Raw genomic sequence first — 13,845 nt, forward strand, 5'->3', positions numbered from 1 at the left:
GGGTTAAACTGCTTATCTTTGCGGTATGACAGGATTAGTTTATAAATCTACCGGAAGCTGGTACACCGTTAAAGTTGATGACGGCACATTTTATGAATGCCGCATTAAAGGTAAATTCCGTATCAAGGGAATTACAAGCACCAATCCTGTCGCGGTGGGCGATGTAGTTGATTTTGATGTTGAAGAAAATAACAACGGTGTTATTACTAATATCCACGAAAGGAAAAATTATATTATCCGTAAATCGGTAAACCTTTCTAAGCAAGTGCATATAATTGCATCAAACATAGATAAGCTTTTCCTGCTTGTTACGATTAACAATCCGCCTACAACTACCAGTTTTATAGACAGGTTCCTGGTAACAGCCGAAGCCTATGATATAGAAGCCATACTGGTATTCAACAAACTTGATACTTATACAAGAGAGGCAGAAGATGAAATGCTTTACCTGAAGTTTATTTACAGCCGCATCGGTTATAAATGCCTTAAGGTATCTGCTACGGAAGGAAAGGGCCTTGATACACTTAAAGCCGAAATGCAGGGCAACGTGAGTATGTTTTCGGGACACTCAGGTGTGGGTAAATCCACCCTTGTAAATGCCTTGCAGCCCTCTTTAAACCTCAAAACAAAAGAAATATCTGAACAACACAGCCAGGGGCAGCATACCACGACCTTTGCCGAAATGTTTGACCTTGATTTTGATGCAAAAATAATTGATACACCCGGTATACGCGGTTTTGGTATTGTAGATATGGAGCCTGATGAAATAGGAGATTATTTCCCTGAATTCTTTGCATTAAAGGAAGACTGCAAGTTTAACAACTGCCTGCACAAGGAAGAGCCGCATTGTGCTGTTAAGGATGCACTTGATAACGATGAGGTGGCATGGTCGCGCTACCGCAGTTACCTGCAAATGCTTGAGGGCGATGATGAAACCTACCGCACCGATATTTATGGTGAGGGTAAAAACGAGCAAGAGTAATGAGGGTAGTACTGCAAAGGGTAAATAGTGCATCTGTAACCATAGCAGGCGAAACGGTAGCTGCCATTAAGCAGGGCTTACTTATACTTTTAGGTGTAGAAGATGCCGATACTGCGGAAGATATTGAATGGCTTACCGCTAAAATTGCAAAGCTGCGGATTTTTAATGATGCCGAAGGTGTTATGAATCTTTCCGTTACCGATGTAGATGGAGAAGTTATTGTAGTGAGCCAGTTTACGCTTCATGCCGCAACCAAAAAAGGCAACCGCCCAAGCTATATAAAAGCAGCAAGGCCGGAGGTGGCCATTCCGCTTTATGAAGCCTTTGTTGACCAACTTGGGCAGCTCATTAATAAGCCTGTACAAACCGGCAGGTTTGGTGCTGATATGCAGGTAGCGCTCGTTAATGACGGCCCAGTTACTATATTAATAGATAGTAAAAACAGGGAGTAATAATTTCAGGATTTGGGAAATTCTTCTATTTTTGGAGAAATTTATTTAACATGTTTTTAAGAAAACCCATCCTTTTCTTATTATTTATTGCTTTTAATGCCTACTCCCAACAAGACTTATCAGTACTCTCCATACCTCAGGAGCTACGGGAAAATGCCAATGCTGTTATACGCTCGTATAACAAAGAAATTACCATAAGCTCAAGAAAATCAATGTCAGTAAAAACAAGCCGGATTGTAACAGTACTTAACGATTATGGTAATGATTATATAGACGCTTCAGAATTTTTTGATAAGTCTACAAAAATAAAATCTATAGAAGCCATAATTTATGATGCTTTCGGTAAAGAGATTAAAAAAATAAAGAAGAAAGATTTTCGCGACAGGTCATTGTCGGAAGGCTCAATATTGACTGATAATCGCATCCTGTATCTGGACTATACTCCTGTACAATACCCTTACACAATAGTTTATACAAGCGAAACCGAAACATCTAATACCGCCTTCATTTCATCATGGATGCCACTGGAGGGCTTATATGTAAGCACAGAAAAATCGTCTGTTACCATTAATCACGATACTTCACTGGGTTTTAAATATAAAGCCTATAATTTTGATGAAGGTATCCTGAAAAAGCAGGAGCAGCCCGGTGTACTTGCTTTAAGCGTAGAAAACCTGCCGGCACGACGTTCTGAAGATTATTCCCCTTATTTTTTACAGATAATGCCGCATGTACTTTTCGGGCTCGATAAGTTTAATCTTGAGGGTGTAGAGGGCGAAGCTTCAAACTGGGAAGCTTTTGGTACATGGATGTACAACAACCTGCTGAAAGGTACTGAAGAGCTGCCCGAAGAAACCATCGTAAAGATAAAAGCACTTACGGCAGGTGCGGCTACCCCACTGGGAAAAGCAAAAATTGTATATGAGTATATGCAGAACAAAACCCGCTACATAAGCATTCAGCTTGGTATTGGCGGCTGGAAGCCAATGCCAGCTAAAGATGTTGACAGGCTTGGCTATGGCGACTGTAAAGCGCTTACCAACTATACAAGGGCTTTGTTACAGGCAGCCGGAGTGGAATCTTATTATGCTGTAGTGTACGGAGACAGGCGCGCACGCAGCCTGCGTGAAGATTTTGTGAGCATGCAGGGCAACCACGTTATACTTGCCATACCAAACAATGAAGATTTAGTGTGGCTGGAATGTACCAGTCAGCAACTGCCGTTCGGCTTTCAGGGCAGTTTTACTGACGACAGGACAGCACTGTTGGTAAAGCCTGAAAAAAGTGAGCTTGTACGCACTCATGTATATGATGATAAAAACAATTCTCAAAACTCTAAAGGTGCATATACCATAAAGCAGGATGGCACAATAGAAGGTACTGTAACTTTTACATCGGCAGGCCTGCAGTATAATGATAAGTATGGTTATGAATTCCTGTCTCCTGATGAGCTTGATAAAAAGTACAAGAACAGGTTCAGTTATATTAATAATATAAAGTTCAAAAACATTAAGGTAAACAACAGTAAGGATAAACAGCTGCTTAGAGAAGATTTAGCTATAGAGGCCGCAGGTTATGGTAACATCAGCGGCAACAGGATGATTTTTGCGGTTAATGCATTTAACCAGTCCGTTAGTGTGCCGCAACGCTACAGAGACAGGAAAGCACCATTTGAGATTGGCACAGGTTACTATGATACAGATGAAATAACCATTAACCTGCCTGAAGGCTTTACAGTAGAAGCAAAGCCGGAAAACATGATTTTTAAAGATAAGTTTGGCGAGTATAAAGCCGAATACATAATAACAGGCAACCAGGTTACATACAAGCGTTCTATGCATCTCTATAAAGGCAGGTATGATAACACCGAATATGAAAACTACAGGCAGTTTTGCGATAAAATTGCCAGGAATGATAACGCTAAAATGGTACTTGTAAAACAATAAAACTCCTGAAACCACCAACACTTAACGAATAATGAAACAGTATTTACTTTACTTTTTTTTACTTATTGCCTGCTCTGCCGTATTACAGGCCCAAACTTATGAGCTGGGCGAAGTAACCAGGCAGGAACTTGAAGAGAAGAGCCACCCTAAAGATCCTTCGGCTCCGGCCGCAATACTTTTCAGTAAAGGTGAAACATATATGACATATTCTCAAAGGGATGGTTTTATTTTGGTTACTGAGGTTGATATGAAAATAAAAATTTACACTAAAGACGGCTATGAATGGGCTAACAGGAGTATTTCTTTTTATGATGCCGGCTCTAACAGGGAAAGTGTAGATATATCTAAAGCCTATACCTACAATCTTGAAGGTAACAGTATAAAGAAGACCAAACTGAAAAATGAAGGAGAGTTTACAGAAGAGGTAAATAAGAACTGGAGGCTTAAAAAAATTGTAATGCCCGATGTTAAAGAAGGGAGTATTGTAGAATACAGGTACAAAATCGTATCGCCTTTCATTCATATTTTTCCTGAATGGAAATTCCAGCACGGCATACCTGTAAATTATTCGGCTTACACTACAAGGATACCGGAATACTTAGGCTACACGCCCAATTTCAGGGGCTATTTTGCGCCAAAGGTTACAAAATCTACCAAAAGCCAGTCGGTAACCCTGACCAACACACAACGTGTCGAAAACAGGCCTTCTGAAATCAATACCAACAAGATAGACTATGTAGATAACATCGTAAAATATGAGATGCAGGACCTGCCTGCGCTTAAAGATGAGGCTTTTGTAAATAATATTGAGAACTATGCATCCAGCATTGAGCATGAAATTACTTATACAAAGTATCCTAACAGCCCCATAAAATCATATTCTTCTTCTTGGGAAGATGTGGCAAAAACAATTTATGATAATGAAGATTTTGGAGGCGAGTTAAAGAAAACAGGATATTTTGAAGATGATATTAATGCTTTGCTCAATGGGTTATCTTCTCCCGAAGAGAAACTGGTTGCCCTTTTTTACTATGTACGGGAGCGCATGAACTGGAACGGTAACTACGGTTACCACTGCGATAAAGGTGTTAAAAAATCCTATGCCGAAAGAGCAGGTAATGATGCGGAGATTAACCTGATGCTTACAGCTATGCTTCGTTATGCAAAGCTGGATGCTAACCCGGTGCTGGTTACAACAAGGTCTTCTAAAATAGCTTTGTTTCCCAGCCGTGCCGCTTTTGATTATGTGGTTACTGCGGTAAACCTGGGTGACAGAACTGTTTTACTGGATGCTACTTCTAAATCTGCCGTGCCCGGCATTTTACCAATACGTGCGCTTAACTGGACGGGCAGGCTTATAAAGCAGGATGGTAGCTCTGCCCTGATTCAAATGGTACCTACCCAACATTCTAAAGAGGCAAACGTCCTTACAGTTTCTGTTACTAACAACGGGCAAATTGCTGGTAAGGCGCAAAGGCAATATGAGCATTATAATGCTTATATATTCCGTGAAGCATTTTTGGGGATGAGTAAAGAAAGCCGCATGGAAAAAATTGAGAAAGCATATGCAGGGCTTGAACTGGATAATTATACAGTGCCGGAAGATAAAGATTTATCAAAACCGGTTAATGAAGAATATGAGTTTAAGCACAACGGCATGACTGATGTAATTGGCGATAAAATATATATAAAGCCTATGCTTTACCTTGGCGAAACTGAAAATCCGTTTAAACAGGAAAAGCGTGAATATCCTGTAGATTTTATTTTCCCGAGGCAGGAAAGGTATATAATCACTTTTAACTGTCCTGAAGGTTACCATATAGAGTCAGTTCCCGAAGCACTGGCGCTTGCTATGGAAGAAAATATCGGTACATTCAGGTATAACGTGGTGCAGGTGCAGAACCAGGTGCAGGTAAGGGCAATGGTAGAACTTAATTATGCATCAATATCTCAGGATTACTATCCTACTATTAAAAACTTTTTCGATAAAATGATCGAAAAACAAAATGAAAAAATAGTTTTAGCAAAAAATAACTAAAAAATGAAAAAGATAATTTTTACCGCTGTATCGGTTATTTACACAGTACTTGCATTTGCACAGGATTCTGAATTTGGAAAAGTAAAAGAAGAAGAAGTTTTTGAAAAACAAAACAAGCAATACCCATCTGCAGGTGCCGTAATTTTATATAAGAAAGGGGCTACTTATTTTGATTTTGACAGTGCCGGAGACTGGATATTGGTAACCGACGTTAAAGCCAGAATAAAAATTTATTCTAAAGAGGGTTATAATACCGCAAATATTGAGATACCTTTTTATATAGGTGGCGCACGCAGCAGCCAGGAAGAAGTGAACCTTATAGAGGCCTATACCTATAACAATGAAGGTGGTAAAGTAGAAAAAACCAAAGCTCGTAAAGAAAATGAGTTTACAGAACAATATAACGAATTCTATAAGATTAAAAAAATAGCACTGCCTGCCGTTAAGGAGGGCAGTATTATAGAATATCATTACCAAATAAAGTCGCCATTTTTCAGGACAATACCTACATGGTATTTTCAGGGAGAGTTACCGATTAATTATATGGAATACAAAATAAATTTCCCACAATACTTTACATACAACCGTATCTTAAGCCCTTATTTACCCGTACAGGAATCTCAGGAAACCGTTAAGGTTACAAAACGCTTTTCAAACGGGTCTGCTAAAGGAGGATATGGCACCGTTAACGGTTCTTTGCAAAACCAGACAGGCTCTATAACTTTTTATGAAATCAGTAAAAAATATGTTGCAGAGAATGTTCCGCCATTAAAGGATGAAGCCTATGTAGATAATATAAAAAATTATACGTCGTATGTAAAGCACGAGCTTGCCAAGACAAATCTTCCTAATCAGATAGAGAAGAACTATGTAACAGACTGGTTTACGGTTGTACAAAAAATATATGGCGAAAAAACATTCGGCCCTCAGCTTAATGAAAGAGGTTATTTTGAAGCAGACCTGCAGCCATTGCTAAAGCAGGGCATGAAGAAGGATGAGCTAATAAATACCATATACACTTTTGTTAAAAACCGTATGGCTTATAACGGCAGGAATACCTATGAAGCCGTTACAGGTGTAAGTAAAGCTTATGCAACTAAAACGGGCAGTGCAGGCGATATTAACCTGATGCTGATTGCTATGCTGCGCTCGGCTGGCCTAAATGCAAACCCTGTACTTTTAAGCACAAGGGATAACGGGCAGGTTTCTTTTATAAACAGAGATGAATTTAATTATGTTATTGCCGCTGTAGAGTCTCAGGGCGGTCTTATTTATCTTGATGCTACTGATAAAAACTCTAAACCGGGGCTTTTGCCGGTAAGGGCACTTAACGGTACAGGCAGGCTTATAAAAGACAACTACTCATCAGAAGAAGTAAACCTTGCACCGTTGGTAAATTCTAAGGAATTAGTAGTTGTTATGGGTACTATTCATGCAGATGGCTCTGTAAAAGGACAAGTCAGGGATCAGCGATTTGACTATAAAGCTTTTTTGTTCAATGAAAAAACAGATGGGCAGGATGCATACAAAAATGTAAATATAAGCGACTATAATACTGTAAAAGCAGATGATAATACAAAACCACTTACACAGTCTTATAATTTTTCAACCAATAATGCTGTGGAGATAATTGGCGGAAAGATGTATGTATCGCCAATGCTGTTCTTCGCCCAGACAGAGAATCCGTTTAAATCGGAATCACGAAATTATCCTATTGATTTTATTTACCCGGCGCAGGAAAGGTACACCATTAGCCTTACCCTTCCTGACGGCTATAAAATAGAGTCATTGCCGGAGCCTGTTCAGATGGAAATGCCTGCAAATATCGGCAGCTTCAGGTTTAGCGCCGCCAGCAATAATAACCAGGTACAGATTGTAGTTACCAAAGAAATGAACAGTGCTATGGTAGGCCCGGAGTATTATACAGGGCTGAAAGCGTTCTTTGCCGATATGGTTAAAAAACAAAACGAAAAAATAGTACTTAAAAAGCTATAAGCATTCCATGGGTTTAAAACATTATGTACTGCTGTGTGTGCTACTGTTTGCTTTTACCGCAAACAGCCAGGATTTTAAATTGGGCAGGGTAAGCATTGAAGAGCTCGAGCAAAAACAGCACCCATTAGAGCCATCGGCTCCTGCCGCGATACTCAATAAGGCAGGCTATACTTATTTTGTGGTAAGTTCCGGCATATGGACCATGGTTACAGAGGTAGAAATGCGTATTAAAATCTACAATAAATCAGGTGTAGAGTATGCAACGCATGAACTCGGATATTTATCAGATTCAAAAAAAATGAGCGTTAATTATTCAAATGCGGCTACTTATAATCTTGTTGATGGAAAGGTGCAGAAAACAAGTGTAAACAAAGAAGGGAAGTTTAAAGAAGAGCTTAATGAAAATGTAAGTATTAAAAAAATAACCTTTCCTGATGTAAAAGACGGAAGTGTTATTGAATTTAAATATACCATCAGGACACCTTTTATACACAGCTTCAGAGATTGGTATTTTCAATATGAAATCCCTGTCAATAATATGTCTTATAAAGTAGCAATACCATCATGTTTTGTTTATCAGCGTTATATTAAAGGATACATAAAGGATGTTAATGTATCTGAGCCTAAAATAGTGCTGGGTAAAACAATGTATAATGATGTTACTGTAACTTATACCGCATCTGATATTAAACCGGTTAAAGAAGAACCGTTTGTAGATAATATAGATAATTATAGGGCTGCAATTGCCTATGAGCTGGAGTATATACGTTTTGAGGGTCAACCGGAAAAACATTTTTCGAGTACCTGGGGTGATGTAGCTAAAGAAATTTATAAGGATGATGATTTTGGTAAAGAGCTGGGCAGGACAGGATATTTTAAAGATGATTTAGATGCACTGCTTGGAGGTATAAACACAGTAACAGAGAAAACAAACGCTATTTTTGGGTATGTACAAAAGCGTATGATGTGGAACGAAGACTCCAGTTATTATTGTGATAAAGGTGTTAAAGAGGCATATGAAGAAAAAACAGGCAATAGTGCCGAAATAAATTTTATACTTATTGCAATGCTGCGCAGCGCCGGTATAGATGCCAACCCGGTCCTGGTTAGCACAAGAGATAATGGTATCTCTTTATACCCCGGTAGATCCGGTTTTAATTATGTTGTGGTTGCTGCAGAGATAGAAGGTATAACCATGCTTTTAGATGCAACTTCAAAATATAACTGTCCGGGCATTTTGCCGGAAAGGGCCCTTAACTGGTATGGCACTTTAATCAGGGAAAACGGTACTTATAAGGAAATTGACCTGAAGCCTGAAAAGGAATCCCTAGAGGCTGCTACACTTTCAGCAGTTGTTGATGATAATGGAAGCATTACAGGAAGGGTAAGGTTTCAATACACTAACCAGCTTGCCCTTAATTACAGGGAGGAACATTCTTCTGAGAAAAGTATAAACCGGATAGCGGAAATTGAAAGGGAGTACAATAATTTACTGGTAAGTGATTTTCTTTTGAAAGAGACTTCAAATCTGTCAGAACCTGTTATTGAAGACTACTCTTTTACACATAATAATGCTGCCGAAATTATAGGTGACAGGATGTACCTCAACCCTTTGCTTTTTATGACTGCGCAGGAGAACCCGCTAAAACAGGAGAAAAGAGAATATCCTGTCAGTTTTGTATATCCTAAACTATATAAAAATATATTCATCATAACATTACCTGACGGATATGAGATAGAATCATTGCCAAAATCGGTAAACATAGCTATGGAAGAGGGTATAGGCGACATGACATATAGCATAGCTGCAAAAGACAAAATAGTACAGGTGTCTATGCAGCTTAATATCAACTATAGTTTGGTATCTCAGGTATACTATGATACAATACGCAATTTTTATAAAAATGTTATAGATAAACAAAACGAAAAAATAGTACTGAAAAGGATATAATTATGGATATAAAAAATGCCCAGCAGGATGTAGATAACTGGATAAAAGAGCATGGGGTACGCTATTTTAACGAGCTTACTAACATGGCCCAGCTTACCGAAGAAGTAGGAGAAGTAGCCCGTATTATTGCGCGTCGTTATGGCGAGCAAAGTGAAAAAGAAAGCGATAAGAACAAAGACCTTGGCGAAGAACTTGCTGATGTGGTTTTTGTGGTGCTGTGCCTCGCTAACCAAACGGGGGTAAACCTGCAGGAAGCTTTTGATAAAAAAATGGCGCTTAAAAGCAAACGCGACCACGACAGGCACCATAATAACGAAAAGCTTAAATAGTTTTGTATCTTTATAGATAGTAAACTGCTATTGTTATGAAAAAATGGATGGCGAACATTATTGCGGGTATAATGGTATATGCGCCGATAGGCTGGCTTACAACATTATTTATGGATGTGGAGACTGCTGCTAAAGTAAGGTATATCCTGTTTTTTACCATTACTATGACGCTTGCCGATATTTTTATTTTTCAGCCATTGCGTAAAAAGTTGGAGGCAAAAAAAGCTGCTAAAAAAGGTAATACATAGCAATAAAACTATGGATGTTTTTTTGCCAAAAATAAATTCGGTAACTCCTGCACATATAACAATAACAGGCAGCAAGAGCGAGAGCAACCGCCTGTTGCTTCTACAGGCACTTTTCCCCTATATAATTGTTGACAATATTTCTGATTCTGATGATAGCGCTGTAATGCAAAAGGCATTACACTCTGATGCATCATTAATAGATGTTCACCATGCCGGTACGGCAATGCGGTTCTTAACAGCTTACTTTGCCATTCAGGAAGGCAGGGAAGTTGTCTTAACGGGTTCGCAGCGAATGAAAGAACGCCCATTAGGCGTTTTAGTAGACGCATTGCGGGTTTTAGGAGCCGAAATATCATACGAAGAAAATATAGGCTACCCGCCTTTACGTATAAAAGGTAAAAAACTTGCAGGAGGCGAGGTAGAAATTGATGCCAATATAAGCAGCCAGTACATTACTGCCCTAATGCTGATAGGTGCACGCCTTGAAAAGGGACTTACAATTATACTCAAAGGCGAAGTTACCTCAAGACCCTATATCGAGATGACTGCCGCGCTGTTAAAGCAACTTAATATAAATAGTACGGTTACAGATAATAAAATCATCATTCCTAATAAATCTTTGGCTTTTAATCTGGAAACGGTTGTTCTTGTGGAGAGCGATTGGAGCTCAGCATCCTATTATTACAGTATAGTAGCCTTATCTAAACCCGGTACTGAAATCTCACTTTCATCATTTGCAGCAGAAAGCAACCAGGGTGACAGCGCCCTTGCCGAAATCTATAAACAGTTTGGTGTTACCACAACATTTAGGGGCGATAAAATTATACTGACAAAGGGCAACTTTAAACATGAAACTTTAAACCTGCAACTGAACAATACCCCAGATATAGCCCAGACAATAGTGGTAACCTGTTTTGGGTTGGGTACAGGTTGTACCCTTACAGGTTTACACACCCTTAAAATTAAGGAAACCGACAGGCTTGCAGCACTTAAAACCGAACTTAAAAAATTTGGTGCAGATGTACAGGTAACTAATGACAGCTTAACGCTGAAACCTTTTAACTGGAATAAAAGCAGTATGGCTTTGGTGTCTGTTGAAACGTATAATGACCACCGCATGGCAATGGCTTTTGCCCCGCTTGCTTTAAAAACCGGGCTAATTATTAAAGATGCAGGGGTGGTGTCTAAATCCTATCCAACATTTTGGGATGATATGGCTAAGGTGGGATTTATGATACAAGAACAATAGCTTTACGCTAAAGATAATTCCTGTAAATATTTATAGCAGAAATATATTGCAAAACACTTGACAACGCCTGTTTTGCAGTAGTATATTTGCACCTCACAAAAATTAGGTGCCACAGCACTGAAAATTAAAGCTGAACAAATGAAATTATCAAACTTCAATTTTAACCTTCCTAAAGAATTATTAGCCGAGTTTCCTGCAGAAAACAGGGATGAATCGCGCCTTATGGTGGTTGACAGGAAAACCAAAACCATAGAGCATAAGCTTTTTAAAGATATACTGGATTATTTTGATGAAGGCGATGTAATGGTACTTAACAATACTAAGGTTTTTCCTGCGCGCCTGTATGGTAATAAAGAAAAGACCGGTGCAAGGATTGAGGTTTTCCTGTTAAGGGAACTTAATTCTGAGCAGCGTTTATGGGATGTGCTTGTAGATCCTGCCCGTAAAATAAGGATAGGCAATAAGCTTTATTTTGGAGATGATGATTCGCTTGTGGCAGAGGTTATAGATAATACTACCAGCCGTGGGCGTACGCTGCGTTTTCTTTATGACGGTTCGTATGAAGAATTCAGGAACAAATTAAAAGAACTGGGAGAAACCCCAATACCTAAATACATAAACCGCGAGGTGGTGCCGGAAGATGCTGAGCGTTACCAGACAATTTATGCAAAAGAAGAGGGTGCGGTTGCCGCGCCTACTGCCGGGCTTCACTTTAGCAAGCACCTGCTGAAAAGGCTTGAAATTAAAGGTATAGATTTTGCCGAGATAACCCTGCATGTTGGTCTTGGTACTTTTAACCCTGTAGAGGTAGAAGACCTTTCTAAACATAAAATGGACAGCGAGGAGCTTATAATTACCCAACAGGCTTGCGACATTGTGAACAAGGCCAAGATGAGCAGGAAAAAAGTATGTGCAGTGGGTACTACCAGCATGCGTGCAATGGAAAGCTCTGTGTCGTCTCAAAAAACACTTAACCCTTATGTGGGATGGACAAATAAGTTTATTTTCCCTCCATACGATTTTAGCGTGGCAGACTGCATGATAACCAACTTCCACACACCAAAGTCAACCCTGCTGATGATGATATCTGCTTTTATGGGCCATGATTTAATGAAGAAAGCTTATGAAGAAGCAGTGAAAGAAGAATACCGTTTCTACACCTATGGTGATGCAATGCTTATTTTATAATGCAATCAGTATAATTCATAACAAAATCCTGCCATTGTGCAGGATTTTTTATTTTATTCCTTTTTTTATTTGTTTTATTTTTACAACCCAACAACAAACAGCAAAAAATGGAATTTCAGAATACACGTGAATTTGCCCGCCAGCTTGATGCTAAAGATAAGCTGGCAAAATACAGGGACGAATTTATTTTTCCGCATGTAAACGGCAAACAGGTTATATACTTTACAGGAAACTCGCTGGGGCTACAGCCAAAACGCACCAAAGCCTATGTGGATGAGGTAATGGACGACTGGGCAAAGCTGGCGGTAGAAGGCCATTTTTATGCCGATAAACCATGGTGGGATTATCATGAGCGTTTTCAGGAGCCGCTGAGTAAAATAGTTGGCGCACTGCCGGGCGAGGTAACAGTAATGAACACTCTTACGGTAAACCTGCACCTGCTTATGGTCACGTTTTACAGGCCTACACCTAAGCGTTTCAAAATAATTTGTGAAGAGAAAGCATTCCCGAGCGATCAGTACATGATACGCAGCCAGGTCCGTTTTCATGGCTATGAGCCTGAAAATGCTATTGTGGAAATTAAGAGGCGCGAGGGTGAGCATAACATCCGCCTTGAAGATGTGCTTGATAAAATTAAAGAAGTAGGCGATGAGCTTGCGCTCGTGCTTATAGGTGGTGTTAACTATTATACAGGCCAGGTTTTCGATATGGAGACCATAACAAAAGCCGGGCAGGATGCCGGTGCTTATGTGGGTTGGGACCTTGCACACGCTGCGGGTAACGTTCACCTTGACCTCCACAACTGGAATGTAGATTTTGCAGCATGGTGCAGCTACAAATACATGAATTCAGGCCCGGGCAATGCATCCGGTGCTTTTGTACACGAAATGCACCATAACGACCTCGACCTTCCGCGCTTTGCAGGCTGGTGGGGGCATAACAAAGAGCGCCGCTTTTTAATGGAACCCGAGTTTGACCCTGTTCGTGGTGCCAATGGCTGGCAGGTAAGTAACCTTCCGGTGCTTTCGCTTGCGCCATACCTCGCTTCGGTAGAAATGTTTGATGAGGTGGGCATGCCTGCTCTTATACAAAAACGCGACTGCATAACATCATATCTTGAATTTATATTACATGAAATTGATAAAGAGGTTGACAGCTCTTTTGAGATTATAACCCCTTCTGACCCTAAAGAACGCGCGTGCCAGCTATCGGTTTTCCTGCATGGCGAGGGAAGGTCGTTGTTTGACTACCTGATGAAGAACGGCGTAATAACCGACTGGCGTGAGCCTAATGTTATTCGCTTGGCGCCTGTACCGTTTTACTCTTCATACGAAGATATGTATGAATTCGGGCAGATATTAAAACAAGGTATTTTATCGCATTAATATAAAGGGCTGTCTCAAAGTGCTTTTACCAGCATTTTGTCATTCCGACGATAGGAGGAATCTTAACGAAATAAATTATTTA

Annotated in this window: 11 protein-coding genes; all 11 read left to right on the forward strand. The window is 39.8% G+C overall.

All coding sequences use genetic code 11. The annotated features are described in order from the left end of the window. Positions 1-25: 25 nt before the first annotated feature. The 11 genes from rsgA (at position 26) to kynU (ending at position 13,763) form a co-directional block, all read left to right on the forward strand. On the forward strand, positions 26-982 hold the full coding sequence (gene rsgA / locus KJK34_RS06330) for a ribosome small subunit-dependent GTPase A (RefSeq protein WP_223053014.1): 957 nt from the start codon (positions 26-28) through the stop codon (positions 980-982). Continuing rightward, positions 982-1,434 carry a D-aminoacyl-tRNA deacylase gene (gene dtd, locus KJK34_RS06335; RefSeq protein ID WP_223053015.1) on the forward strand — a complete coding sequence of 151 codons (453 nt, stop codon included), beginning with the start codon at positions 982-984 and terminating at the stop codon, positions 1,432-1,434. The genes rsgA and dtd overlap by 1 nt, the downstream gene beginning before the upstream one ends. A 50-nt stretch (positions 1,435-1,484) precedes the next feature. Then, positions 1,485-3,380, forward strand: a complete 1,896-nt coding sequence (locus KJK34_RS06340) for a DUF3858 domain-containing protein (protein ID WP_223053016.1) — start codon at positions 1,485-1,487, stop codon at positions 3,378-3,380. Positions 3,381-3,411: 31 nt separating this feature from the next. Then, complete coding sequence (locus KJK34_RS06345; RefSeq protein ID WP_223053017.1) at positions 3,412-5,418, forward strand: DUF3858 domain-containing protein; 2,007 nt, start codon at positions 3,412-3,414, stop codon at positions 5,416-5,418. 3 nt (positions 5,419-5,421) lie between these two features. Beyond that, positions 5,422-7,413 carry a DUF3858 domain-containing protein gene (locus tag KJK34_RS06350; RefSeq protein WP_223053018.1) on the forward strand — a complete coding sequence of 664 codons (1,992 nt, stop codon included), beginning with the start codon at positions 5,422-5,424 and terminating at the stop codon, positions 7,411-7,413. A gap of 7 nt (positions 7,414-7,420) precedes the next feature. Next, positions 7,421-9,364 carry a transglutaminase family protein gene (locus tag KJK34_RS06355; protein WP_223053019.1) on the forward strand — a complete coding sequence of 648 codons (1,944 nt, stop codon included), beginning with the start codon at positions 7,421-7,423 and terminating at the stop codon, positions 9,362-9,364. A 2-nt stretch (positions 9,365-9,366) separates the two neighbouring features. Further along, complete coding sequence (locus KJK34_RS06360) at positions 9,367-9,693, forward strand: nucleotide pyrophosphohydrolase (RefSeq protein ID WP_223053020.1); 327 nt, start codon at positions 9,367-9,369, stop codon at positions 9,691-9,693. A 35-nt stretch (positions 9,694-9,728) separates the two neighbouring features. Beyond that, complete coding sequence (locus KJK34_RS06365; protein WP_223053021.1) at positions 9,729-9,941, forward strand: hypothetical protein; 213 nt, start codon at positions 9,729-9,731, stop codon at positions 9,939-9,941. 10 nt (positions 9,942-9,951) lie between these two features. After that, the gene (locus KJK34_RS06370; protein WP_223053022.1) at positions 9,952-11,190 is read left to right on the forward strand and encodes a 3-phosphoshikimate 1-carboxyvinyltransferase; all 1,239 of its coding nucleotides are present in this window, start codon (positions 9,952-9,954) and stop codon (positions 11,188-11,190) included. A 138-nt stretch (positions 11,191-11,328) separates the two neighbouring features. Beyond that, positions 11,329-12,378 carry a tRNA preQ1(34) S-adenosylmethionine ribosyltransferase-isomerase QueA gene (gene queA, locus KJK34_RS06375; RefSeq protein WP_223053023.1) on the forward strand — a complete coding sequence of 350 codons (1,050 nt, stop codon included), beginning with the start codon at positions 11,329-11,331 and terminating at the stop codon, positions 12,376-12,378. A gap of 107 nt (positions 12,379-12,485) precedes the next feature. Beyond that, positions 12,486-13,763 carry a kynureninase gene (gene kynU, locus KJK34_RS06380; protein WP_223053024.1) on the forward strand — a complete coding sequence of 426 codons (1,278 nt, stop codon included), beginning with the start codon at positions 12,486-12,488 and terminating at the stop codon, positions 13,761-13,763. Positions 13,764-13,845 lie beyond the last annotated feature (82 nt).

Source organism: Flavobacterium coralii (assembly GCF_019891545.1).
Lineage (GTDB): Bacteria > Bacteroidota > Bacteroidia > Flavobacteriales > Flavobacteriaceae > Flavobacterium > Flavobacterium coralii.